Annotated in this window: 20 protein-coding genes; 13 read left to right on the plus strand and 7 right to left on the minus strand. The window is 68.6% G+C overall.

All coding sequences use genetic code 11. The features are described from left to right. The first annotated feature begins 6 nt into the window (after positions 1-6). The 4 genes from ACFXQA_RS13585 (at position 7) to ACFXQA_RS13600 (ending at position 4172) form a co-directional block, all read left to right on the plus strand. Complete coding sequence (locus tag ACFXQA_RS13585) at positions 7-1155, plus strand: sensor histidine kinase (protein ID WP_394520415.1); 1149 nt, start codon at positions 7-9, stop codon at positions 1153-1155. Then, a complete protein-coding gene (locus ACFXQA_RS13590; protein WP_394520416.1) occupies positions 1152-1814 on the plus strand; it encodes a response regulator in 663 nt (220 codons plus the stop codon). The genes ACFXQA_RS13585 and ACFXQA_RS13590 overlap by 4 nt, the downstream gene beginning before the upstream one ends. A gap of 94 nt (positions 1815-1908) precedes the next feature. Continuing rightward, positions 1909-2688 carry an ABC transporter ATP-binding protein gene (locus ACFXQA_RS13595; protein WP_394520417.1) on the plus strand — a complete coding sequence of 260 codons (780 nt, stop codon included), beginning with the start codon at positions 1909-1911 and terminating at the stop codon, positions 2686-2688. Then, entirely contained in the window at positions 2685-4172 is a 1488-nt protein-coding gene (locus ACFXQA_RS13600) for an ABC transporter permease (RefSeq protein ID WP_394520418.1), read from the plus strand. Before ACFXQA_RS13595 ends, ACFXQA_RS13600 begins: the two co-directional genes overlap by 4 nt. A gap of 37 nt (positions 4173-4209) precedes the next feature. Here ACFXQA_RS13600 and ACFXQA_RS13605 read toward each other — a convergent pair whose 3' ends face one another. From ACFXQA_RS13605 to ACFXQA_RS13625, 5 genes are all read right to left on the minus strand, one after another. Continuing rightward, positions 4210-4635 (minus strand): hypothetical protein, encoded by a 426-nt coding sequence (locus tag ACFXQA_RS13605; protein ID WP_394520419.1) that lies wholly within the window; start codon positions 4633-4635, stop codon positions 4210-4212. Between the two features lie 148 nt (positions 4636-4783). Then, complete coding sequence (locus ACFXQA_RS13610; protein WP_394520420.1) at positions 4784-5308, minus strand: hypothetical protein; 525 nt, start codon at positions 5306-5308, stop codon at positions 4784-4786. 32 nt (positions 5309-5340) lie between these two features. Continuing rightward, positions 5341-5829: a SprT-like domain-containing protein gene (locus ACFXQA_RS13615; RefSeq protein ID WP_394520421.1), complete on the minus strand. Its 489-nt coding sequence runs from the start codon at positions 5827-5829 to the stop codon at positions 5341-5343. A gap of 60 nt (positions 5830-5889) precedes the next feature. Then, on the minus strand, positions 5890-6417 hold the full coding sequence (locus tag ACFXQA_RS13620; RefSeq protein ID WP_394520422.1) for a hypothetical protein: 528 nt from the start codon (positions 6415-6417) through the stop codon (positions 5890-5892). 78 nt (positions 6418-6495) lie between these two features. Further along, positions 6496-7362 (minus strand): spermidine synthase, encoded by an 867-nt coding sequence (locus tag ACFXQA_RS13625; RefSeq protein ID WP_394520423.1) that lies wholly within the window; start codon positions 7360-7362, stop codon positions 6496-6498. A gap of 164 nt (positions 7363-7526) precedes the next feature. Between ACFXQA_RS13625 and ACFXQA_RS13630 the strand changes: the two genes are divergently transcribed. From ACFXQA_RS13630 to ACFXQA_RS13640, 3 genes are all read left to right on the plus strand, one after another. Then, positions 7527-9194: an ABC transporter substrate-binding protein gene (locus tag ACFXQA_RS13630; RefSeq protein WP_394520424.1), complete on the plus strand. Its 1668-nt coding sequence runs from the start codon at positions 7527-7529 to the stop codon at positions 9192-9194. A 130-nt stretch (positions 9195-9324) separates the two neighbouring features. Beyond that, entirely contained in the window at positions 9325-10329 is a 1005-nt protein-coding gene (locus tag ACFXQA_RS13635; RefSeq protein WP_394520425.1) for an ABC transporter permease, read from the plus strand. Continuing rightward, positions 10326-11285, plus strand: coding sequence for an ABC transporter permease (locus ACFXQA_RS13640; protein ID WP_394520426.1), 960 nt, complete (start codon positions 10326-10328; stop codon positions 11283-11285). The genes ACFXQA_RS13635 and ACFXQA_RS13640 overlap by 4 nt, the downstream gene beginning before the upstream one ends. 132 nt (positions 11286-11417) lie before the next feature. Here the strand turns inward: ACFXQA_RS13640 and ACFXQA_RS13645 are convergent, their stop codons facing one another. Next, positions 11418-13073, minus strand: a complete 1656-nt coding sequence (locus tag ACFXQA_RS13645) for an ABC transporter ATP-binding protein (RefSeq protein ID WP_394520427.1) — start codon at positions 13071-13073, stop codon at positions 11418-11420. Between the two features lie 118 nt (positions 13074-13191). Between ACFXQA_RS13645 and pxpA the strand changes: the two genes are divergently transcribed. The 6 genes from pxpA (at position 13192) to ACFXQA_RS13675 (ending at position 24047) form a co-directional block, all read left to right on the plus strand. After that, a complete protein-coding gene (gene pxpA, locus ACFXQA_RS13650) occupies positions 13192-13947 on the plus strand; it encodes a 5-oxoprolinase subunit PxpA (protein ID WP_394520428.1) in 756 nt (251 codons plus the stop codon). Continuing rightward, entirely contained in the window at positions 13944-14579 is a 636-nt protein-coding gene (locus ACFXQA_RS13655) for a 5-oxoprolinase subunit B family protein (RefSeq protein WP_394520429.1), read from the plus strand. Before pxpA ends, ACFXQA_RS13655 begins: the two co-directional genes overlap by 4 nt. Further along, positions 14576-15445: a 5-oxoprolinase subunit C family protein gene (locus tag ACFXQA_RS13660; protein WP_394520430.1), complete on the plus strand. Its 870-nt coding sequence runs from the start codon at positions 14576-14578 to the stop codon at positions 15443-15445. The genes ACFXQA_RS13655 and ACFXQA_RS13660 overlap by 4 nt, the downstream gene beginning before the upstream one ends. 325 nt (positions 15446-15770) lie before the next feature. Next, a complete protein-coding gene (rpoB, locus tag ACFXQA_RS13665; protein WP_394520431.1) occupies positions 15771-19271 on the plus strand; it encodes a DNA-directed RNA polymerase subunit beta in 3501 nt (1166 codons plus the stop codon). A gap of 107 nt (positions 19272-19378) precedes the next feature. Next, the gene (rpoC, locus tag ACFXQA_RS13670) at positions 19379-23269 is read left to right on the plus strand and encodes a DNA-directed RNA polymerase subunit beta' (RefSeq protein WP_394520432.1); all 3891 of its coding nucleotides are present in this window, start codon (positions 19379-19381) and stop codon (positions 23267-23269) included. A gap of 178 nt (positions 23270-23447) precedes the next feature. After that, the gene (locus ACFXQA_RS13675) at positions 23448-24047 is read left to right on the plus strand and encodes a hypothetical protein (RefSeq protein WP_394520433.1); all 600 of its coding nucleotides are present in this window, start codon (positions 23448-23450) and stop codon (positions 24045-24047) included. A 4-nt stretch (positions 24048-24051) separates the two neighbouring features. Here the strand turns inward: ACFXQA_RS13675 and ACFXQA_RS13680 are convergent, their stop codons facing one another. Further along, positions 24052-24651 (minus strand): hypothetical protein, encoded by a 600-nt coding sequence (locus ACFXQA_RS13680; RefSeq protein WP_394520434.1) that lies wholly within the window; start codon positions 24649-24651, stop codon positions 24052-24054. Positions 24652-24720 lie beyond the last annotated feature (69 nt).

Raw genomic sequence — 24720 nt, forward strand, 5'->3', positions numbered from 1 at the left:
AAACCGATGTTCCGCCACCTCCGCCCGTACCAGATCGTCGTCGACGCCGCCATCGCCGTGCTCTTCGCGATGATCGCCCTCCCGCTGGAACTGTGGACGGTCAACTACGAGCAGGTCAGCGCGTGGCAAGTGGCGGCGATGGTGATCCCTCTCACCGGCGCACTCGCGATCCGACGGCTTTCTCCGGGACTGTCGCTCGCGGTGGCCTGGCTCGGGGCGATCGTGCAGATGCTGCTTCTGATCGGACCCCGTCCGACCGATGTCGCGATCTTCGCCGTGCTGTACGCCACCGCCGCATACGGATCGCGTCGCGTGTTCTGGTGGGGGTTCGCCTCTGCTGTGGGCGGCTCGCTGGTCATCACGGTCTACCTCTTCACCGTGGTGAGCTCCGTCGACATCACCGATCTCGCCGACCTCTCGATCGCTCTCGTGGTGCTCGCGGCCGCCCTGTTCGCCCTCGGGCTGTCGTGGGTCTCGGGTGCACTGGTGCGCACCGTGCTGCGCGGGCGCGAGACGCAACTCGCCCGCGGGCTCGCCGAGGCGCAGGCCGCCGCAGAGCAGGAGCGGGTGCGGATCGCCCGAGACATGCACGACGTCGTGGCGCACTCTCTGACGGTCGTCATCGCCCAGGCCGACGGCGCGCGGTACGCCGCAGCATCCGACCCCACCGCCGCATCCACAGCGCTGGGCACCATCTCGACCACGGCCCGCGCCGCGCTCGCCGACGTGCGCCTGCTGCTCACGCAGTTGCGCCACAGCGAGGGGCCGGGGCCGCAGCCCACCCTCGCCGATGTCGAGGGTCTCTACGCCCGGGTGCGGGCCGCCGGCGTCGAACTGCGCGTCGACGTCGACCCCGCCCCGTCGGGGGAGGCTCCCGCGTCGGTGCAGCTCGCCGTCTATCGGATTCTGCAGGAGGCGCTGACGAACGCGCTCCGGCACGGCGACGGCGGCACCGTCTCGGTGCGGTTGGCCTGGCTGCCCACCCGGGTCGAGGTGGTGGTCTCGAACGGCCGCTCCGCCGCGCCCGCGCCCGGCGGGCACGGCCTCATCGGCATGCGCGAACGCGCGCAGCTCGTCGGCGGTCGGCTCGATGCGGGGGCCGAGGGGGCCGATTTCGTCGTGCGGGCGACGATCCCCGTGGCGGTGGCCGAGTGAGCGCGCCGATCCGCGTCGTCCTGGTCGACGACCAGGGGCTGTTCCGCGCGGGCATCCGCATGCTCGTCGATTCGCAGGCCGACCTAGAGGTGGTCGGCGAGGCGTCAGACGGGGCCGAGGGCGTCGAGGTCATTCGGTCGACCCGGCCCGACGTGGTGCTCATGGACATCCGGATGCCGCGGATGGACGGCCTCGCCGCGACCGCCGCGATCCTCGCCGACCCCGTTGACGAGGCTTCTGCGGGGCCGCCCCGCATCGTCATGCTGACGACCTTCGACCTCGACGAGGCGGCGGCCCGTGCGATCCGTCAGGGGGCCAGCGGGTTCCTCTTGAAAGACGCCGATCCCGAGTTCTTGCTCGCCGCGATCCGCACGGTGCACTTCGGTTCCGCGGTCATCGCGGCCTCGGCGACTCGCGATCTGTTCGCCGCGACGACGCCCGCGCCGACCCCGGTGCCGCCGAGCTACACGACCCTCACCGACCGCGAACGGGAGATCTTCGCGCTCGCGGCCCGGGGCCTCAGCAACGCCGAGATCGCCGCCCGGGAATTCCTCTCCGAGGCCACCGTGAAGACGCACATCAGTCGCATCCTCGCGAAGCTCTCGCTCCGCGACCGCGTGCAGCTGGTCGTGTTCGCCTTCGAACACGGCCTCGCCTGATCCCCGCCGGGTTCGGCACGTCATCCTCGGGATGTACGCGGAATGCGCCTCTCGGGCGACGCGGGCGACGGGGGCCCGTTCGTAGCGTCGGAGTATGGAAATCACTTCGACCGACCTCGGCCTCGCGGCCCGGGTCCAGCAACTCACCAAGTCTTACGGCGGCGGCGAGAACGCCGTCCGCGCCCTCGACGGCGTCTCGGTCGGAATCCGCCGCGGCGAATTCACCGCGATCATGGGTCCCTCCGGCTCCGGCAAGTCGACGCTCATGCATGTCATGGCCGGGCTCGATGCGCCGACCTCCGGACGCGCCTGGATCGGTGACACCGAGATCACCGGCCTCGGCGACCTCGAACTGACGCTCCTGCGTCGTCGCCGCGTCGGGTTCGTCTTCCAGGCGTTCAACCTCGTGCCGACCCTCGACGCCATCGGCAACATCCTGCTCCCCTTCGACCTCGACGGGCGGCGTCCGTCGGTGCTCGAGCGCGCCCGCATCGACGGGCTCGTCGAGACCCTCGGCCTGACCGCCCGGCTCACGCACCGTCCGCACCAGCTCAGCGGGGGGCAGCAGCAGCGCGTGGCGATCGCCCGTGCGCTCGCCACGGCGCCCGACCTGGTCTTCGCCGACGAGCCCACGGGCAACCTCGACTCGCGGTCGGGCCGTGAGGTGCTCGGGCTCCTCGCGACCGCGAGCCGGGAGCACGGGCAGTCGATCGCGATGGTCACGCACGACCCGCTCGCCGCCTCGCACGCCGACCGCGTGCTCTTCCTCGGCGACGGGCGGATCGTGGCCGACAAGCCGCGTCAGACCGCCGAGCAGATCGCCCGGTACATGCTCGAGACCGAGAGCGCCCTGTCGGCCGAGGTGGCATCATGACCGCCGTCGATGCCGCTTCCGTTGTCGAGGCAGAAGAGCGGATGCTGCGGCCCGCCGCGTCTGCTCGCCCCTTGGCCTGGCTTCGCGAACGCGGCATGGGCGCCAGCATCCTGGTCGCCGCCCTCTCGAGCGCGTTCGCGGTCGTGCTGATGTCGGTGACGTCGTTCCTCGCGCTCGTCATGAGATCCGACCCCTACCTCGGCGACAGCGGCCTGCTCGCCTTCATTCTGAGCTTCCTCACCGTGCTGCTGGTCGGCGTCGCCGTGTACGTCGCGGCGATCGTGACGGCGAACACCTTCGCCACGGTGGTGGCCGGTCGCACCCGTCAGATCGCGCTCCTGCGACTCATCGGGGCGTCGGCGACCGCGGAGCGCTCGAAGGTCGCGCGGCAGGGTCTCATCGTCGGGGCGATCGGCGCGCTGATCGGGCTGGTGGCGGGCACCGTCCTGTCGGTGGTCGGCGCAGACGTCGCGGTGCGGACCCTGGGGCTGACCCTCGAGAACGTGGGGGCGACCATCGTTCAGCCGGCGCTGCTGATTCCGGCGGTCGTGGTCGCCCTGACGACGTGGGCTGCGGCATGGGCGGGCTCGCGGCGCGTGCTGGCCGTGACGCCGTTGCAGGCCCTCGGAGGATCGGTCGAGGTGACCCACGAGTCGGTCGTGGGCCGAACCCGGCGCAACGTCGGGGCGATCGTGCTCTTCGTGGCCGGGGCCCTCTTCTTGGCGGGGGGCATCGTCGTCGGCCTGGTGTCGCCGCTGGGTGTCGCGATCGCGTTCGTCGGCGGCATCCTCTCGTTCACGGGCCTCACCCTCGGGGCGACGCTCGTCATGCCGCCGGTGCTCCGTCTGGTCGGCCGCCTGTTCGGCGGATCAGCGACCGCACGGCTCGCCGCTGAGAATGCGCTGCGCTACCCGGAACGCTCGTCGCGTATGGCGATCGGGGTGGTGATGGGGGTCACGCTCGTGACCATGTTCGCCGTCGCCCTCGAGAGCGTCAAAGCCTTCATCGTGGCGTCGGCCGACGGGCAACCGGTGAGCGATATCGTCGGGCTGCTCGACACCTTCTCGGCGATCATGATGGCCCTCGTCGCGGTCAGCGCCGTGATCGCCGCCGTGGGGCTCGTGAACCTCCTCACGATCGGCGTGGTGCAGCGGCGTCGTGAGCTGGGGCTGCTGCGGGCCCTCGGAATGTCGAACGCCCAGGTGCGCCGCATGGTGCTGCTCGAAGCCGCGCACGTGACGATCGCCTCGCTCGTCACGGGGCTCGTCCTCGGGATCGCCTACGGGTGGGCCGGTGCCCAGTCACTCCTCGGCTCGGTGGCGATGCCACCGAACTGGGCGGCGCCGACGTTCGTGCTCCCCGCCGTGCCGCTCTGGCCCGTCGTGGCCGTGATCGGAGCGACGGCTGTGCTCACCCTGGTCGCAGCGGTCGTCCCCACCCGCTTGGCTACGCGGGTCGCGCCGGTGGCCGCGCTCGCCGAGTAACGGCCACCGGGCTTCGCTCCGCTGGGCGGGTCGAGGATCAGGGCTCGGAGGGGTGGGTGCCCGGGAAGGGGACCTCGGGCCGGAGAGCTTGGAGGTTGGCGATGTCGGCCGCGGTGAGTTCGCCGTCGCGTGCCGCGGCCGCGATACTCATCGCGCGTGCGTCGTTCATGGCCGGCGAGGCGTTTCTCCGGGCGCCCTGTTGCTGCATGATCGCCCAGGCGTAGACAGCCCGTTGCTCTTTGGAGGACGTCACCCATTTCCGCACCACCCAGACCAGGGTGACGAGGAACGCGATGCCGACGATGATCGACACCACCCCTTCCCCGACCCCGGCTTCACTTTCCCCGGTCCCGCTCACGGCGATGATGACGATTCCACCGGCGATGGCGCCGGCGCCGAGCACGGCGCACGCGATGATCTGACCCGCCCAGTAGCCCAAACCGTGTGTTTCGCCAGCTGCCATGGGGGGACCCTAACAAAAAGCGCGCCTGCCGATGCGGTCCCGTTGCGGGGCGGGGCGGTCGAGATCTCCCCTGCACCGGAAGCCGCGGTGGAGGGCTGGGGGATGTGGCGCGCTACGGCGCCGGGAAAGGCGCAGGGGCTGCGAGTTCCTACGGCACGGGGTCGGAACGGTTCGGATCAGAAAGCTCGGGGTCGTGCGCCCAGGTCGGGGCGACGGCGCGGAGGCGTGCACCGCGCCACTGCCATGCGGCCCAGAGCGTCGGCCAGAGGAGCGGAGCCGCGCGGCCGCCGATCACCAGGCGGTCGCGCCAGAGGGTGCGCGTGGGGTCGCCGGGCGCGGGCGAGACCGCCATCTGGTGGTCCCACACGTCGAGGAGGGCAAGGGGACCGGTCAGTGGCATGCCGCTGTCACGGAAGATGCGCACGCGCTGCCCCGCCGCATCCATGGTCTCTCGATCAGACACCGAGATGAGCTGGCTCCCCATCGGAACGACACCTGCGACGCTCAGGCTCATCGGTGCGTCGGTACCGGTCTCGAACCTGGTCGGAGGCTCGGCCAGCGGCTCCATCTGCATGAGCGGGCCGTACAGCTCAGCGACGGCGGTGGGGGAGTGAAGTGCTCGCCACGCGGCATCGGCATCGCAGTCGATGACGAGCTTCAAGAGGATGCGCATGCTTCATCTTCTCCCGAACTCACCGGTGTCCGTCAGCGGGGAGTGCGCGCAGCAAGACGTGCGGCAGGGGTGATCTCGCGCCGCGACCACTCGAGAAGGTGGCGCGGGTCGAACCGCGGCGCGCAGATCGCGCACGACGTGGCGCGGGTCGCACGGCGGTGACGGTAGACCGTGTGACCGGCCGGGCAGACGCCCACCCACGGGGCGAGCTCTGACGCCGTCTCGCCGCGGTGCGTGGTGCCGCCGACATAGCCCAGGCGATGCGCGACCGCCTTCCACTGCGGGCCGTGGCCGGCGCTCGGGCCGGCGAGGGCGTGCGCGACCTCGTGGAGGAGCGTCTGGTGGTTCGTCTCGTCGTCGTAGCGCGCCGACAGATACCGCGACACCGAGATGCGTTTGCGTGCGAAGTCGCAGAGCCCCGCGCGCCGTTTGGCGTTGTCGAAGCCGAACGACCACGACGTGTCGAGGTGGAGGGCGATGAGCGCCTCAGCCCAGATGCGCACACGCTGTGGTTCGGTCATGCTCGCGACAATAGAACATACGTGCGACACGGCGCGTGAGGCGCCTCGATCACGGGCACGTCAGCTGGCGACGGTGGTCCGAGCTCGTCGCCGGTCCGCGGCGTCGATCGCCAACAGTGTCGCTTCGAGCTGTTCGTCGGCTGCTCCCGAATCCTGTCGGAGGAAGAGCGCGCGCTTGAAGTCGGTGCGGGCCGATTCGTAGTCTTCGGCGTCGTACGAGGTCTTGCCGCGGTGTTGGTAGGCGAAGGCGGCGATGCTCGACCAGCCCTGGCCCTCGGCCTCTTCGGCGCACATCGTGAGCTCCTGCAGCGCGGCGGCCGAAGCGCCGCGGTTCTGCAGGATCGTCGCGTGCAGAATGCGCGCGCGCAACAGGTCTTTCCGGGTGCCGCCCATGCGAGCCACGCGCACCGACTGGTCCGAGATCACAAGGGCTTCGTCGAGTCGGTCGAGCACCTTCAGAAGCCACACCCGCTCGAGGAGTGCGGGCAGACTGCGCTGCACCCCGATCTCGTCGAGTCGTTCGCGGCATTCCGCGAGATCGACGATTTCTCGGAGCGTTTCGGGGTCGTACCCGTGGATGTAGCTCACTGCGACTCCTCTCCGCCCGTGCAGGCCGCTCAGACAGTCTGCGTCACTGTCCGAAGAGCCTTGCGAGGCGCGCCGTCGTCACCGGTCGAAGAGCGAGGGGAGGGGCTTCGGCGAGGGTGTGGCGTCCGCATCCGTCGCCGGTCTCGCCCCCCGGATGAACTGGTCGAGCTCGGATTCCTGGGCCACTTTCGCGGGATGCGGCCCCGCCGCCATGAGTCGCGGCAGCCACTCCACGGGGAGGGGAGAGGCGGATGCGGCGACCACGAGGTTGCCGAACCGCCGACCCTTGAGCACCTGCACCTCGGCGAGCACGATCACGTGCGCGAGCACCTCCCGGACAGTGGCGACCTGGCGGCGCGCGAACGCGAGGCCTGCGCCGTCGGCGACGTTCACCAGGAGCACGCCGTCGGGGGCGAGGAGGCGCACGGCCTCGCGGTAGAACTCGACCGTCGTGAGGTGCGCGGGCGTCTGGGCGCCGGCGAACACATCGCAGACGAGCAGATCGACGACGCCTGTCAGGCCGGCGGGGAGCTTGGCGGTGACCGCCCGCGCGTCGCCGATGCGCACCCGCATCGAGGCGTTCCGCGGCAGCGGCAGGTGCTCGCGCACGAGGTCGACGAGCGGCAGCTCGAGTTCGACCACCTGCTGACGCGATCCGGGGCGCGTGGCCTCGATGTAGCGCGGGATCGTCAGCGCGCCGGCGCCGAGGTGCACCGCCGTCAGCGGCTGCCCCGGCAGCTTGAGCTGGTCGATCACCGCGCCCATGCGGGCGATGTATTCGAAGTGCAGGTGCGTCGGATCGTCGAGGTCGACGTGCGACTGCGGCGTGCCGTCGACGTCGAGTTCGAACCCCGAGGCGAAGGCCGAGGGCACGATGCGGGCGATCGTGCCGTCGCTGAGGCGCGTGCGCCCCAGTTCGTCATTCTCCACGCTCGCCCTGGCCACGCTCCCACGCTAGCCGGTGCGCCGAAACACGATCGATACACAGGGGCAATCCGGTCGCCGCGCGATCCCGGGTACGGTCTGAGGATCGGTAGAACCGGATGGCACGACGACGTGACCGCGTCATCGTCCAGCCCCATTCCTCACAACGGAAGGTGCACACGCACATGGCACACACGATGAGACGACGCATTGCCGTCGGCGCCGCAGCGATCGCGATCGGGTCTCTGGCCCTCTCCGCGTGCACGAGTCAGCGAGACGACGACGGCGGAACGGCGACCGAGAGCGAGGTCGACTCGACGTTCATCTTCGGCGCGTCCGGCGAGCCCTCCAGCCTCGACCCCGCCTTCGCCAACGACGGCGAGTCGTTCCGCGTCTCGCGCCAGATCTTCGAGGGACTGGTCGGCGTCGAGCCCGGCACCGCAGACCCCGCCCCCCTCCTCGCCGAGAGCTGGGAGGTGTCTGACGACGGACTCTCGTACACGTTCCAGCTCAAGGAAGGCGTGACGTTCCACGACGGATCGGAATTCAACGCCGAGGCGGTCTGCTTCAACTTCGACCGGCAGAACAACTTCACCGGCCTCGCGCAGAGCGAGAGCCTGTCGTACTACTGGGGCAAGCTGATGCGCGGCTACGCCGACACCGGCACGTCGATCTACGGAGGCTGCGAAGCATCCAGCCCCACCGAAGCGGTCATCACGCTCACCCAGCCCTACGCGGGCTTCATTCCGGCCCTGTCGCTGCCGTCCTTCGCGATGCAGAGCCCCACGGCACTCGAGGAGTACGACGCCGACAACGTCGGCGGCACCGAAGAGGCACCGACTCAGAGCGAGTACGCGACCGCGCACCCCACCGGCACCGGGCCGTTCCAGTTCGATTCGGCCGCGCCCGGCGAGCAGACCACCGTCACGGCCTACCCCGAGTACTGGGGCGAGCAGGGTCAGGTGCAGGAAGTCATCTTCCGTGTGATCGGCGACACCACCGCACGCCGTCAGGCGCTCGAATCCGGCTCGATCGACGGATACGACCTCGTCGCCCCGGCCGACCTCGGCGCTCTCGAAGAGGCCGGGTACATGCTGGTCAACCGCGACCCGTTCAACATCCTCTACCTCGCGATGAACCAGGCAGATCCCGCTCTCGCCGACATCCGCGTGCGTCAGGCGATCACCCAGGCGATCGACAAGGAGCAGCTGGTCACCCAGGTACTGCCCGAAGGTACGAGCGTTGCCAGCCAGTTCATGCCCGACAGCGTGATCGGCTTCAACGACGCGGTCACGACCTACGACTACGACCCCGACGCCGCCAAGACGCTCCTTGCCGAAGCCGGCTACACCGAGGCCAACCCGCTGACGCTGACCTTCAACTACCCGGTCAACATCTCGCGGCCCTACATGCCGAACCCCGAGCAGATCTTCACCAACCTGCAGTCGCAGCTCGAGGCCGTCGGCATCGTGCTGAACCCGGTCTCGAACGAGTGGGGCGAGTACCTCGACCTCATCCAGGGTGGGTCGGATCACGGCATCCACCTCCTCGGATGGACCGGCGACTACAACGACCCCGACAACTTCGTGGGCACCTTCTTCGGTGCGGCCTCGAACGAGTGGGGCTTCGAGAACGAGGAGCTGTTCTCGGCTCTGACCGAGGCGCGCGGGTTCGCGACCGAGGAGGAGCAGACGCCGGCATACGAAGACGTCAACGAGCAGATCGCGGAGTTCATCCCCGGCGTTCCGCTGGCGAACCCGGTGCCGACGCTCGCGTTCGACCAGCGCGTGACGTCCTACCCGGCGAGCCCGGTGCAGGACGAGGTCTACAACATGATCGAGCTCAGCGAGTGAAGTGACGGATGCTGCGCGGCCCGCCCCCCCTGGCCCGGAGCGCCACACCCCTTCCCCCACCCCCCCCCCGGCCCTCTGTGGCCGGGCGCGCAGCATCCTGTCCCCCACCGCCTCGACCCCGGAGAACCCCGTGCTTCGCACCATCGGCAGGAGACTCCTCCTGCTCATCCCGACTCTGATCGGGCTTTCCGTCCTTCTTTTCTTCTGGGTGCGCGCGCTGCCCGGCGGGCCGGCCGTCGCCCTTCTCGGTGAACGCGCCACACCCGAAGCCGTCGAACGCATCAACCAGCTCTACGGCTTCAACGAGCCCATATACGTGCAGTACTTCACCTGGCTCGGACGACTGATCTCCGGCGACTTCGGCGCCTCGATCCAGACGGGGCGGCCCGTGCTCGAAGAGTTCGTCCGGCGCTTCCCGGCGACCCTCGAACTCTCGATCGCGGCCCTCATCGTGGCCGTGGGCATCGGTATCCCGCTCGGCTACTGGGCCGCGCGAAAGCATGGCAAGGCGTGGGACCACATCGCCGTGGTCCTCAGCCTCGTCGGCATCACCGTGCCGGTGTTCTTCCTCGCCTTCATCTTCAAGTACGTCTTCGCCGTGCAACTGGGGTGGCTACCCTCGGACGGGCGTCAGAACCCCCGGATCGACGCGACGCACTACACGAACCTCTACGTGCTCGACGGGTTGATCACGGGGGAGTTCGACGCCGCGTGGGACGCCCTGCTGCACCTGGTGCTGCCTGCTCTCGCGCTCGGAACGATCCCGTTGGCGATCATCGTACGCATCACCCGCGCCTCGGTGCTCGAGGTGCAGAACGCCGACTACGTGCGCACCGGGCGCGCGAAGGGCATCGCGCAGAACACCCTCCGCAACCGTTTCATCCTCCGCAACGCCATGCTGCCCGTCGTCACGACCGTCGGGCTCCAGGCCGGTCTGCTCATCTCAGGGGCGGTGCTCACCGAGACGGTGTTCGCCTTCCCGGGGATCGGGGCGTTCCTGGCGTCGTCGATCTTCGCCCGCGACTTCCCCGTGCTGCAGGGGTTCATCCTGTTCATCGCCATCGCCTACGCGCTGATCAACCTGCTGGTCGACGTCTCGTACAGCTTCATCGACCCGAGAGTGAGAGTGCAGTGAGTTCCGGCATCCTGCCCCCCGCCCCCAGCGGCGGCCCCGTCGACGACAATGCGATCGTCGATACTCAGCTCCTCGCGGCGCAGACACGCGGCGGATTCTGGCGCGAGGTCTACCGTCGCCTGCGCCGAAACCCCACGGCCTGGGTCGGCGCCGTCATCGTGCTGCTGTTCCTCCTGGTCGCTGCGCTCGCACCCTTGCTGGCCCCGTTCCCCGGGGAGTCGCTCCCCGGTCAGCGCTACATCACGCCCACCGACATCCCGGGCCCGGGCGAGATCGGCGAGTTCCCGCTCGGCCTCGACCGCTTCGGCGGCGACGTGCTGTCGAAGCTGATCTGGGGCGCACAGGCGTCACTGTTGATCGGGATCATCTCGACGGCGATCGGTCTCGCGGGCGGCATGCTCCTGGGTCTCGTCGCCGGAACGTTCGGCGGCTGGGTCGACAACCTCGTCATGCGCTTCGTCGACATCCTGCTCTCGGTGCCGAACCTGCTGCTGGCGGTTTCGATCGCCGCGGTGCTCGGCCAGAGCCAGTTCGCGATCATGATCGCGATCGGGGCGTCGCAGGTACCCGTGTTCGCCCGACTGCTGCGGGCGTCGATGCTGCAGCAGCGGGGAGCCGACTACGTGCTCTCGGCACAGACCCTCGGTCTGAGCCGCGGCAAGATCACGATGAGCCACGTGCTGCCCAACAGCGTCGGCCCGGTCATCGTGCAGGGCACCCTGTCGCTCGCGACCGCCGTCATCGACGCGGCCGCGCTGTCGTTCCTCGGGCTCGGCGGCGGACTCCCGCAGACGGCCGAGTGGGGCCGCATGCTGACCTACGCGCAGTCCGAGCTCGCGATCGCCCCGTGGCTCGCGTTCCTCCCGGGTATCTGCATCGCGGTCACCGCCCTGGGCTTCACGCTGCTGGGCGAATCGCTGCGAGAGGCCATGGATCCGAGAACCCGCGCCCGCTGACGGAGGGGCCGGTCTCGCCGCCCGGGGTGCGGCGCAGCATCCGTCCTCGAGAATCGGTGCGGCGGCGGGGGATCGGTGCGCCGCGCCGATTCTCTGACGCCCGACCGATTCTCGCGCCCACGCACGAGCGGGTCAGCCGGCGATGCCGAGCTCGTTGCCGGGGATCGACGAGAGCAGGCGACGGGTGTACGCCTCGCGCGGGTTGGTGAAGATCTCTTCGCTGGATGCTGCTTCGACCAGCTTGCCGTCCTTCATCACGCAGACGTAGTCGCTGATGAGGCGCACGACGGCGAGGTCGTGCGAGATGAAGAGGTAGCTGAGCCCGTACTCCCGCTGCAGGTCGCGGAGCAGGGTGAGGATCTGGTCTTGCACGAGCACGTCGAGGGCCGACACGGGCTCGTCGCAGACGACGAGCTCGGGAGAGAGGGCGAGGGCGCGGGCGATCGCGACGCGCTGCCGCTGCCCGCCCGACAGCTCCGACGGGTAGCGGCGGAGCATTGACTGCGGCAGCGCGACGTCGTCTAGCAGCTTCCGCACCCGGGCCGCGCGCTCTTTCGCCGAGCCGCGCCGGTAGTGCGTGAGCGGCTCTTCGACGAGCCGTTCCACCGTGAACATCGGGTTCAAGCTCGAGTACGGATCTTGGAAGATCGGCTGCACCTTCTGCCGGAACTCCTTCAGCGCGGCGCCCTTCAGCGAGGCGACGTCCTGCCCGTCGAACGTGATCGAGCCGCTGGTCGGCTCGATGACCTTCAGCAGCATCCTCGCCGTCGTCGTCTTGCCCGACCCCGATTCACCGACGATCGCCACGGTCTCTCCGCGGGGGATCGACAGCGAGACGTCGTCGACGGCCCGGAAGTCGTCTTTCCGACCGCGCACGTCGTAGACCTTCGTCAGATGGGAGATCTCGACGATGTCATCACGGACACGGGCCTTTTCGCCCGCGATCGCGAGATCGGGCCTGCGGAACTGTTCCGGACGCAGTCGTACCGCGGCGACGGACGGCGCGGCGGCCACGAGCGAGCGGGTGTACGGATGCTGCGGAGACTCGAGGATCTGGCGTGCCGGGCCCTGCTCGACGACGCGTCCGCGGTGCATCACGATCACGCGGGAGGCGCGCTCGGCGGCGAGGCCCAGGTCGTGGGTGATGAGGAGCACGGCGGTTCCGAGCTCTGTGGTGAGGCGGTCGATCTGGTCGAGGATCGTCTGCTGCACGGTGACGTCGAGGGCACTCGTGGGTTCGTCGGCGATCAGCAGGCGGGGATTGCACGCCAGACCGATCGCGATCAGTGCCCGCTGGCGCATGCCGCCCGAGAACTCGTGGGGATACTGCTTGGCGCGCTCGGCCGCGTCGGGAAGCCCCGCGCGCTCGAGTGTCTCGACGACCTTCGCGGCGACGTCTTTGCGCGTCGCCAGGCCGTGCGCGAGGAGCGTTTCGGCCACCTGCGTGCCGATCTTCGCGACGGGGTTGAGGTTCGACATCGGGTCTTGGGGCACGAGGCCGATCTGACGACCACGCACCTGGCGCATCTTCGCCTCGCTGTACGAGGTCAGGTCGTGCCCGTCGAGTTCGATGCTGCCGCGCGCGACCGTGCCACCGGAGGCGAGGAGGCCGATGATGGCCATCGCGGTGGTGGACTTGCCCGAACCCGACTCGCCGACGATGGCGACCGTCTCGCCCGCGGCGATCTCGAAGTCGACCCCGTCGATCGCGCGGACGGGCCCGTCGACCGTGCCGAACTCGACAGCGAGATCACGGACGGACAGCAGCGGCGGTGCGGCGGAGGGCATCCCCCCATCCTGCCTCCCGCCGCGACCGGCCGCACCCTGTGCCGCGCAACTTCACGGCCCCGTAACAACCCGTGCGGCGGCGGGGCGCCGACGCGCGGATGCTGGGTACCGTGGGGCCATGCCCGCGATCGACCTCAACGCCGACCTCGGCGAGACGGTCCGCGGCGTTTCGACCGCCGACGACGAGGCCATGTTCGCGGTGATCTCGAGCGCGAGCATCGCCTGCGGCGGGCACGCGGGCGACTCCGCGTCGATGCGGGCCTCGGTCGAGCGCGCCGCCCGTTTCGGCGTTGCCGTCGGTGCGCACCCCGCGTACGCAGACCCGGAACACTTCGGACGCGTGCGGCGAGACCCCGGCGCTGCGGCGCTGCGCGCTCAGATCGCCGTTCAGCTGGCAGCGCTCCGCGCCGCGGGCGCCGACATCCGCTACGTCAAACCGCACGGCGCGCTCTACCACGCGGTCACGACCGACGCCGGGCAGGCCGATGCGGTCGCTGCGGCGGTCGCCGACCTGTCGGCCGACCTCGGGCGTGCGGTCCCCCTCCTCGGTGTGAGGGGCGAGCTCGGGCGGGCAGCCGAATCGCTGGGCCTGCCGCTGCATTTCGAGGCCTTCCTCGATCGGGGATACCTGTCGACGGGCCGTCTCGTACCGCGCGGCGAACCGGGCGACCTGCTCGACGAGCCCGCGATCGTCGCCGCGCGTGCCCGCCGCCTCGCGGCAGAAGGCGTGCTCGAGGCGCTCGACGGCACCCTCGTACGTCCCGACGCGGTGTCGCTCTGCGTGCACGGAGACACTCCCGCAGCGGTCGCGATGGCCCGCGCCGTGCGTCGGGCGCTCGACGCCGACGGGGTGTCGGTGAGGGCACCGTGGTGAGCGCCGTGCCGGTCGTCGTCCGCCCGATGGGGGAGCGGGCGCTCCTGGCGGAGGTCGATTCGCTCGAGGAGGTGCTCGCGCTGCACGCCGCCCTCGATGCGCACCGGCCCGCCGGAGTGGTCGACCTGGTGCCCGCCGCGCGCACGGTGCTCGTGATCGTCGACCCGGCCGCGCTCTCTCTTTCGGCCGCGCGTGCGTGGATCGCGCGCGTGGCCGGTGACGTGCGGACGGATGCTGCCGCGCCCGGCCCGCTCGTCGAGATCGCCGTGCGCTACGACGGCGCCGACCTCGCCGAGACCGCGGGTCTGATGGGGCTGACGCCGCCCCAGCTCGTCGCGCGCCACCTCGCCACCGAATGGTCGGTCGCCTTCACCGGATTCGCGCCGGGGTTCGCCTACCTCGTGGGAGACGGGTGGTCGTTCGACGTGCCGAGGCTCCCCGCACCGCGCACCCGCGTCCCCGGGGGATCGGTCGCGCTCGCCGGAGCCTTCTGCGGCGCGTATCCGCGAGAGACCCCTGGCGGGTGGCGGCTCATCGGCACAACCGATGCGGTGCTGTTCGACCCGGGAGTAGACGCCCCGACACTGCTTCCGCCGCGCACCCGCGTGCGGTTCGTCGAGGTGCGGTCGTGACCCTGCGGGTGATCGCGCCCGGCGCGCTGGCGACCGTGCAAGACCTCGGTCGCGACGGGCGTGCGGCTCTCGGTATCGCGAGGTCGGGCGCGCTCGACCGGGGTGCCCTTCGTCTGGCCAACCGGCTCGTGGGCAACCCGGAGGGCGCCGCGGCGGTGGAGTTGACGGTGGGTGGCTTCCGCGCTCTCGCCGACACCGACCTCTGGGTCGCGCTGTCCGGCGCGCGCGGAGACGTGAGCGTGGGCGGTCGCGCCGTCGACTCGCACACGCCGATGCTCTGGCCGGCGGGTCGAGAGCTCGAGGTCGGGGTCTTCAGCACCGGGGTGCGCGCCTACCTCGCCGTCCGCGGGGGCCTCGACACCCCGTTATGGGCGGGCTCCCGCGCGACCGACACCCTGGCGGGGCTGGGGAGACCCGCTCTGCGACCGGGTGACGTGCTCCCGGTCGGACCGGTGCCCCATGATCCGGTCCCGGCCATCGGCGGGGTTCCCTGGCGGATGCGATCCGACGGACCGATCGAGGTGCAGCTCGCTCCTGGTCCGCGCGCCGACTGGTTCGCCGCATCCGCTCTGCCTCTGCTCTTCGAGACCGTGTGGACGATCGGCAGCGACGCCGACCGCGTCGGCCTGCGCCTCGACGGGCCCGAGCTCCTGCGGGCGCGCGGGGGAGAACTGCCGAGCGAGGGCATGGTGCCCGGTGCGCTGCAGGTGCCCCCGAGCGGGCGGCCGACGATCCTCTTGGCCGACGGCCCGGTCACCGGGGGATACCCCGTGATCGCGGTGGCGACGGATGCTTCGCTCGACGCGCTCGGACAGGCGCGGCCGGGCGGCCGCCTGCGCTTCTCGCACGCACGTCCGCCGGTCTGACGGAGCATGTCCCGATTTCTGCAAGGAATGCCGCCGATCGTTGCGGAAAGTGGGACACGAGGATCGGGGAATGGAGCGATCCGGCACGCGGTTATACCGCAGAGGATCAGACTCGTCAAGATTCCCGCTGGACACGGCGTGGCATCCGACATATAGTTGGTCTTTGCGCTCCTCGTTTCCTCCTGCCCTCATATGGTGGTCGGCTGTCTCTGCGCGTCCCCGCGATTCCGCGGTGTGCGACGCTCAGGGTTTCGGGGTCGGGGAGCACTCCACCTGACGACGAGGAATCATGAGCCCCCTGCCCGGGCTCTGCGGAGGATATCTTTTGGCTGCTGCGCGCAACGCATCCAACACCACCAACACCCAGAAGAACGGACGCGGGACATCCCGCCTCTCGTTCGCCAAGATCTCCGACACCCTGCAGGTCCCCGACCTCCTGGCGTTGCAGACAGAGTCATTCGATTGGCTCGTCGGTAACGAGCAGTGGAAAGACCGGGTCACCCAGGCTCAGGCCGAAGGCCGCACCGACGTCTCCGAGATCAGCGGTCTGGAGGAGATCTTCGAAGAGATCTCGCCGATCGAAGACCTCAGCGAGACGATGCAGCTCTCGTTCACGAACCCCTACCTCGAGCCCGAGAAGTACTCGATCGAAGAGTGCAAGGAGCGCGGCAAGACCTACGCTGCCCCGCTCTACGTCGAGGCCGAGTTCATGAACCACCAGACCGGCGAGATCAAGACCCAGACGGTCTTCATGGGCGACTTCCCGCTCCAGACCGGCAAGGGCACGTTCATCATCAACGGCACCGAGCGTGTCGTCGTGTCGCAGCTCGTCCGCTCGCCGGGCGTCTACTTCGACAAGACCCCCGACAAGACGTCCGACAAGGACATCGTCTCGTCGCGCATCATCCCGAGCCGTGGTGCATGGCTCGAGTTCGAGATCGACAAGCGCGATCAGGTCGGCGTCCGCATCGACCGCAAGCGCAAGCAGTCGGTCACGGTCTTCCTGAAGGCCCTCGGCCTCACGAGCGAAGAGATCCTCGCCGAGTTCGCCGGCTTCGACTCCATCGAAGAGACGCTGTCGAAAGACACGATCCTCACGAAGGAAGACGCGCTCCGCGACATCTACCGGAAGCTCCGTCCGGGCGAGCAGGTCGCCGCCGAGGCCGCCCGCGCGCTCCTCGACAACTTCTACTTCAACCCGAAGCGGTACGACCTCGCGAAGGTCGGTCGCTACAAGATCAACCAGAAGCTCGGCCTCGCCGGACCCCTGAGCGACTCGGTCCTGACCGTCGACGACATCGTCGCGACGATCAAGTACCTCGTCCGCCTCCACCGCGGCGATGCCACGTTCGACGGCCTCCGCGCGGGCAAGCCCGCCGAGATCCGTCTCGACACCGACGACATCGACAACTTCGGCAACCGCCGCATCCGCGCTGTCGGCGAGCTGATCCAGAACCAGGTCCGCACCGGTCTGTCGCGCATGGAGCGTGTCGTCCGCGAGCGCATGACCACGCAGGACATCGAGGCCATCACGCCGCAGACCCTGATCAACGTGCGCCCCGTCGTCGCCGCGATCAAGGAGTTCTTCGGAACGTCGCAGCTCTCGCAGTTCATGGACCAGAACAACCCGCTGGCGGGGCTCACGCACAAGCGTCGCCTCTCGGCGCTCGGCCCCGGTGGTCTGTCGCGTGAGCGTGCAGGCGTCGAGGTCCGCGACGTCCACCCGTCGCACTACGGCCGCATGTGCCCCATCGAGACCCCGGAAGGCCCGAACATCGGCCTGATCGGTTCGCTCGCCTCGTTCGCCCGCATCAACTCGTTCGGGTTCATCGAGACGCCGTACCGCAAGGTCACCGCGGGCAAGGTCTCCGAGCAGATCGACTACCTCACGGCGAGCGAAGAGAGCGACTACATCGTCGCTCAGGCCGGCGCCGAGCTGAAGGCCGACGGCTCGTTCGTCGAGAACCGCGTTCTCGCCCGTCGTGGCCAGGGTGGCGAGGTCGACCTCTTCCCGATCGACGAGATCGGTTACATGGACGTCTCGCCGCGCCAGATGGTCTCGGTCGCGACCTCGCTCATCCCGTTCCTCGAGCACGACGATGCCAACCGCGCCCTCATGGGTGCGAACATGCAGCGTCAGGCCGTGCCGCTCGTCCGCAGCGACTCGCCCTTCGTCGGAACCGGTATGGAGGGTTACGCCGCGATCGACGCCGGTGACGTCGTCACCGCGCAGAAGGCAGGCGTCGTGCAGGAGGTCTCGGCCGATGTCGTGACGATCCAGCTCGACGAGGGCGGCACGCAGGACTACTTCCTCCGGAAGTTCGACCGCTCCAACCAGGGCACGTCGTACAACCAGCGGGTCATCGTCTCGGCGGGCGACCGCATCGAGGTCGGCGAGGTCATCGCCGACGGTCCTGCCACGCAGGACGGCGAGCTCGCCCTCGGTAAGAACCTTCTCGTGGCGTTCATGACGTGGGAAGGCCACAACTTCGAAGACGCGATCATCCTGAGCCAGGAACTGGTGAAGGACGACACTCTCTCCTCGATCCACATCGAGGAGTACGAGGTCGACGCCCGCGACACGAAGCTCGGCAAGGAAGAGATCACGCGTGATCTTCCGAACGTGAGCCCCGACCTCCTGAAAGACCTCGACGAGCGCGGCATCGTCCGCATCGGCGCCGAGGTCCGCCCCGGCGACATCCTCGTCGGCAAGGTCACGCCCAAGGGCGAGACCGAGCTGTCGGCCGAAGAGCGACTGCTGCGTGCGATCTTCAACGAGAAGAGCCGCGAGGTGCGCGACACCTCGCTGAAGGTTCCTCACGGTGAGCAGGGCACGATCATCGCCGTCAAGGAGTTCAACGCCGAAGACGGCGACGACGAGCTCGGCTCGGGCGTCAACCGCCGGGTCGTCGTCTACATCGCCCAGAAGCGCAAGATCACCGAGGGTGACAAGCTCGCCGGTCGTCACGGCAACAAGGGCGTCATCGCGAAGATCCTCCCCGTCGAAGACATGCCGTTCCTCGCAGACGGCACGCCGGTCGACGTCATCCTGAACCCGCTCGGCATCCCCGGCCGAATGAACTTCGGCCAGGTGCTGGAGCTTCACCTCGGCTGGATCGCCAAGCAGGGCTGGAAGGTCGAAGGCACCCCCGAGTGGGCGGCCAACCTCCCGAAGGAGGCCTTCGAGGCTGCTCCGAACACGAAGGTCGCCACCCCGGTGTTCGACGGCGCGTTCGAGCAGGAGATCGCGGGTCTACTGGATTCGACGACGCTCACCCGCGACGGTGACCGTCTGATCGACTCCACGGGTAAGACGCTGCTGTACGACGGTCGCTCCGGCGAGCCGTTCCCGGCGCCCGTCTCGGTCGGCTACATGTACATCCTGAAGCTGCACCACCTCGTCGACGACAAGATCCACGCCCGTTCGACCGGTCCGTACTCGATGATCACGCAGCAGCCGCTGGGTGGTAAGGCGCAGTTCGGCGGACAGCGTTTCGGTGAGATGGAAGTCTGGGCGCTCGAGGCCTACGGTGCCGCGTACGCCCTGCAGGAGCTGCTCACGATCAAGTCCGACGACATCCTCGGCCGCGTCAAGGTGTACGAGGCGATCGTCAAGGGCGAGAACATCCAGGAGCCGGGTATCCCCGAGTCCTTCAAGGTGCTCATGAAAGAGATGCAGTCGCTCTGCCTGAACGTCGAGGTCCTCTCGGCCGACGGCACCCCCGTCAACCTCCGTGACACGGATGATGACGCGTTCCGCGCGGCAGAAGAGCTCGGCATCAACATCTCGAGCCGCTTCGAGTCCTCATCCATCGACGAGATCTGATCCGGGTCCGGATGCTGCGGCCCACCGCCTGAACGGCGACGTCGCAGCATCCGCCCCTCAGGCGTCGACCCAAATTTTCAGCGACTGAATTTCTACCAGGAGAATTCGTGCTCGAGTCAACAACATTCGATCAGCTTCGCATCGGTCTCGCGACCGCCGACGACATCCGTCGTTGGTCGTTCGGCGAGGTCAAGAAGCCCGAGACCATCAACTACCGCACGCTGAAGCCCGAGAAGGACGGCCTCTTCGGAGAGCAGATCTTCGGTCCTTCGCGTGACTGGGAGTGCGCGTGCGGAAAGTACAAGCGCGTCCGCTTCAAGGGCATCGTCTGCGAGCGCTGCGGCGTCGAGGTCACCAAGTCCTCCGTCCGTCGTGAGCGCATGGGCCACATCGAGCTCGCCGCTCCCGTGACCCACATCTGGTACTTCAAGGGCGTTCCCTCGCGCTTGGGCTACCTGCTCGACATGGCGCCGAAAGACCTCGAGAAGGTCATCTACTTCGCCGCCTACATGGTCATCTCGGTCGACGCCGACGCGCGTCACCGCGACCTGGCGACGCAGGAGAACAACATCCGCCTCGAGCTGAAGACGCTCGGCGACCGCCGCGACTCCAAGATCGCGGCACGCCTGGCCAAGCTCGAGGAAGAACTCGCCGCCCTCGAGGCGGAGGGTGCCAAGGCCGACGCCAAGAAGAAGGTCAAGGACGCCGCCGAGAAGGAGATGTCCCTTGTCCGCAAGGGCGCCGACGAGCAGATCGCGAAGCTCGAGCGCGTGTGGGAAGACTTCCGCACGCTCGAGGTCGGCGCGCTCAAGCCCGAGGATGACGTCTTCCACGAGCTGCAGGACCGTTTCGGCCAGTACTTCGAGGCCCACATGGGCGCCGAGTCGATCCAGCGTCGCCTCGCCGCGTTCAACCTCGCGGAAGAGTCCGAGAACCTCCACCTGCAGATCTCCGAGGGCAAGGGTCAGCGCAAGATCCGCGCGATCAAGCGCCTGAAGGTCGTCAACTCGTTCCTCCAGACCGGCATGAGCCCGGCCTCGATGGTGCTGGATGTCGTGCCGGTGATCCCGCCGGAGCTTCGCCCCATGGTGCAGCTCGACGGTGGCCGCTTCGCGACCTCCGACCTCAACGACCTCTACCGTCGTGTGATCAACCGCAACAACCGTCTGCGGCGCCTGCTCGACCTCGGTGCTCCCGAGATCATCGTGAACAACGAGAAGCGGATGCTGCAGGAGGCCGTCGACGCACTGTTCGACAACGGTCGCCGCGGTCGTCCCGTCACCGGTACCGGCAACCGGGCCCTCAAGTCCCTGAGCGACATGCTCAAGGGAAAGCAGGGTCGTTTCCGCCAGAACCTGCTCGGCAAGCGCGTGGACTACTCGGGTCGTTCGGTCATCATCGTCGGACCCCAGCTCAAGCTCCACCAGTGCGGTCTGCCGAAGCAGATGGCTCTGGAGCTCTTCAAGCCGTTCGTGATCAAGCGACTGATCGACCTCGGTCACTCGCAGAACATCAAGGCCGCCAAGCGCGCCGTCGAGCGCACGCGTCCCGAGGTCTGGGACGTGCTCGAAGAGATCATCCGCGAGCGTCCCGTGCTGCTCAACCGTGCGCCGACGCTTCACCGTCTGGGCATCCAGGCGTTCGAACCCCAGCTCGTCGAGGGCAAGGCCATCCAGCTGCACCCCCTCGTCTGCGCGGCGTTCAACGCCGACTTCGACGGTGACCAGATGGCTGTGCACCTTCCGCTGTCGGTCGAGGCCCAGGCCGAAGCCCGCATCCTGATGCTCGCTTCGAACAACATCCTGAAGCCGTCCGACGGCCGCCCGGTGACCCTGCCCTCACAGGACATGATCATCGGTCTCCACCACCTGACGACGCTCAAGGTGGGCGCCGCCGGTGAGGGTCGGACGTTCGGTTCGGTGGGCGAGGCGATCCTGGCCAAGGACGAGGGCACCCTCGACCTGCAGGCCAAGGCCCGCATCCGCATCCCCGGTCTGTCGCTCCTCGAGTCCGAGGGTGAAACCCCCGAGGCCATCGCGATGTACGAGCGCAACGGTCTCGTCGAGTCCTCGCTCGGCCAGGCGATCTTCAACGACACGCTCCCCAAGGGCTACCCGTTCGTTCGCGAGCAGGCCGACAAGGGCAAGCTGTCGCAGATCGTCAACAAGCTGGCCGAGGAGTACCCGAAGACCGAGGTCGCCGCCTCCCTCGACCGGATCAAGGACGCCGGCTTCTACTGGGCCACCCGTTCGGGTGTCACGGTGGCGCTGAGCGACATCCTGACGCCGCCGAACAAGGCCGAGATCGTGGGTCGCTACGAGAAGCAGGCCGCGAAGGTCCAGTCGCAGTACGAGAAGGGCCTCACGACCGACGCCGAGCGTCGCCAGGAGCTCATCAAGATCTGGACCGAGGCGACCGACGAGGTTCAGAAGGCGATGCGCGCCAACTTCCCCGAGGACAACACCATCAACCGCATGGTGTCGTCGGGTGCTCGTGGTAACTGGCTGCAGATCCGGAACATCGCCGGTATGCGAGGCCTCGTGAACAACCCCAAGGGTGAGATCATCCCGCGTCCGATCATCTCCTCGTACCGCGAGGGTCTGTCGGTGGCGGAGTACTTCATCGCGACGCACGGTGCCCGTAAGGGTCTGGCCGACACGGCCCTCCGTACGGCCGACTCCGGCTACCTGACGCGTCGTCTGGTCGACGTCTCGCAGGACGTCATCATCCGCGAGGAAGACTGCGGCACGGGCAAGGGCCTCGAGCTCCCGATCGCGATCATGGGTGCCGACGGCACGCTGACCCGCGACCCGAACGTCGAGAACTCGGTGTTCGCCCGTACCCTCGCCTCCGAAGCCGTCGACGCCGCGGGCACCGTTCTCGCTGACGCCGGTGACGACGTGGGCGACGTCCTGATCAACAAGCTCGTCGAGGCGGGTGTCGAGACCATCAAGGTGCGCTCGGTCCTGACCTGCGAGTCTGCTGTCGGCGTCTGCGCGAACTGCTACGGCCGTTCGCTGGCCACGGGCAAGATCGTCGACATCGGCGAAGCGGTCGGCATCATCGCCGCCCAGTCGATCGGTGAGCCCGGTACCCAGCTGACCATGCGTACCTTCCACACCGGTGGGTCCGCGTCGGCGGAAGACATCACGCAGGGTCTTCCCCGTGTGCAGGAGCTCTTCGAGGCGCGTACCCCCAAGGGTGCGTCGCCGATCGCCGAGGCCGATGGCCGCATCACGATCGACGAGACCGACAAGGCCAAGAAGGTCATCCTGACGCCCGACAACGGCGACGAAGCAGTGATCTACCCCGTCCTGAAGCGCGCAACGCTCCTGGTCGAGGACGGCCAGCACGTGACCGTCGGTCAGCCGATCCTCGTCGGAACGCTGGACCCGAAAGAGGTCATGCGTGTCATGGGTGCCCGCGAGGTGCAGCGTTACCTCGTGAACGGCGTCCAGGGCGTGTACCGCTCGCAGGGTGTGCCGATCCACGACAAGCACATCGAGGTCATCGTCCGTCAGATGCTGCGCAAGGTCACCGTGGTCGACCACGGCGACACGAAGCTGCTGCCGGGTGAGCTGGTCGACTTCAAGAAGTACCAGAACATCAACCGCGAAACCGTCAGCGAGGGCAACCGCCCCGCGTCAGGTCGACCGGAGCTGATGGGTATCACGAAGGCGTCGCTCGCGACGGAATCGTGGCTGTCGGCTGCATCGTTCCAGGAGACGACCCGCGTGCTCACGCAGGCCGCCATGGAGGGCAAGAGCGACCCGCTCGTCGGCCTCAAGGAGAACGTCATCATCGGAAAGCTCATCCCCGCCGGAACCGGACTCGCGAAGTATCGCAACGTCGCGGTCGAGGCGACGGAAGAAGCGAAGAGCGAGCGGTACCCCAACCGCATCTTCGCCTCGGACGGCGCGTACAGCGATGCCGACCTGAGCTACGTCGATTTCGACAGCTTCTCGACGGACGACTTCACCCCCGGTACCTATAACTGAGTGAAGAGGGATGCTGTCAGCATCCCGCTGAGAAAAGGCCTCCGGTCCCCGCGCTCGTCGAGGGGGCCGGGGGCCTTCTCTCGTTCCCCGGCCGTCCGTCTCGCTTTCACTCGTATGGGGCGTGCCGCAACGCGGCGATGGCTGCCGCGGTGCGTACCTTGGACGAGGGGAGGCCGAGGTGGCGAAAGTAGGCGGGCGGAGCGCGTGGATCGCGTGGCCGGCGATGCTGTTCTGTGCGGCTGTCGTCGGGGTGCTGGTGTGGCTCGCCCTTCCTGGCGTGCCCGGCGCGATCACCTTCGTCGGTGAAACGCTGCGCAGCGCGACCACCGACGCGTCGGCGTCGGCACCGGACGAGCCCGCAGATCCCGCGACCGACTGCCGTAGCCTCTACCCTGACCGGCTCTGGGCCGAGATGACCTGGACGCCCGAGGTTCTTCTCTCGCAGAACGCCGCGCCCCCGGCGAGCACCACGACTCTGGCGCAGGCGCTGGCACCGACCGTGCGCTTCACCTGCACCTGGACCACCGAAGACGGCCGCATCGCATCGACGACGCTCGCCGACGTGCGCGGCGGGTCGGAGGCTGTCGCGCAGGCGGCCCTCGTCGCCGAGGGATTCTCGTGCGACACCCGCGACGAACGGGTGCACTGCGAGCGGTCAGCAGGCGACGTCACCGAACTCCACGATCTGCGGGGCACGGCGTGGCTCTCGACGGTGCTCACCCGCTGGATGCCCGAGGACTACGGCTCGCAGACCGCCGAGCGCGCTTTCGCGGACTGAGCGCTCAACCGAAGACGCGCTCGATGATGCTCGAGGTGTAGCCGCTGGGGGCCAGGTTCGAGTACTTCGTGTCGACGAGCAAGCCGTCCCTGTAGAACAGCGTGCGCCCGTCGGTCACGGGGTACGTCGTGTTCTGCCACGTCTTCTCGCAGCGGGTGCCCTTGTCGGGTGTGAAGCACGAGAAGCCGTTGTCTGCGACGAGAGAGTTCAGCATGTCGAGGGCGGGTCCTGACGCCATCTTCGAGATGGTGGTCAGCAGGTGCGACGTGTCGGCAGCGGGGTCTTTCCACAGGCAGACCAGCGAACCGTCGGCCTGTACCCCCGTGGTCTCGCCGGTGGCGGGATCGTTGAGCGGGACGCCGGCGAGTTCTGCGAGTACCGGTTCCGACAGGATGCTGAGGCAATCCGTCGGCATGGCCGGTGTCGCCGCGGCCGTGACCGTCGGCGAGGGCGATGCCGTCGGTGTCGCCGAGGCGTCCGCCGTACCACTCGCCGACGGTGCGGCGGTGGTGGAGGGTTCGGAGTCGGGCGCGCAGCCGGCGAGCAGAACCAGGCCCGCCACGGCTGCGGCGACGGCCAGAAGACGGACCGGAGGGTGACTCATGGGCACACTGTACCCGGGCACCTCCCGACTCCGACCTCGACACACGACGGCACGCCTCCGGGCCTGCGG

The organism is Microbacterium shimangi, from assembly GCF_043556445.1.
Classification (GTDB): domain Bacteria; phylum Actinomycetota; class Actinomycetes; order Actinomycetales; family Microbacteriaceae; genus Microbacterium.

Bases quoted from the DNA above. Each gene is read 5' to 3' on its own strand.
- ACFXQA_RS13585 (WP_394520415.1), top strand. From the start codon at position 7: ATGTTCCGCCACCTCCGCCCGTACCAGATCGTCGTCGACGCCGCCATC.
- ACFXQA_RS13595 (WP_394520417.1), top strand. From the start codon at position 1,909: ATGGAAATCACTTCGACCGACCTCGGCCTCGCGGCCCGGGTCCAGCAA.
- ACFXQA_RS13600 (WP_394520418.1), top strand. From the start codon at position 2,685: ATGACCGCCGTCGATGCCGCTTCCGTTGTCGAGGCAGAAGAGCGGATG.
- ACFXQA_RS13605 (WP_394520419.1), bottom strand. From the start codon at position 4,635: ATGGCAGCTGGCGAAACACACGGTTTGGGCTACTGGGCGGGTCAGATC.
- ACFXQA_RS13610 (WP_394520420.1), bottom strand. From the start codon at position 5,308: ATGCGCATCCTCTTGAAGCTCGTCATCGACTGCGATGCCGATGCCGCG.
- ACFXQA_RS13615 (WP_394520421.1), bottom strand. From the start codon at position 5,829: ATGACCGAACCACAGCGTGTGCGCATCTGGGCTGAGGCGCTCATCGCC.
- ACFXQA_RS13630 (WP_394520424.1), top strand. From the start codon at position 7,527: ATGGCACACACGATGAGACGACGCATTGCCGTCGGCGCCGCAGCGATC.
- ACFXQA_RS13645 (WP_394520427.1), bottom strand. From the start codon at position 13,073: ATGCCCTCCGCCGCACCGCCGCTGCTGTCCGTCCGTGATCTCGCTGTC.
- pxpA (WP_394520428.1), top strand. From the start codon at position 13,192: ATGCCCGCGATCGACCTCAACGCCGACCTCGGCGAGACGGTCCGCGGC.
- ACFXQA_RS13680 (WP_394520434.1), bottom strand. From the start codon at position 24,651: ATGAGTCACCCTCCGGTCCGTCTTCTGGCCGTCGCCGCAGCCGTGGCG.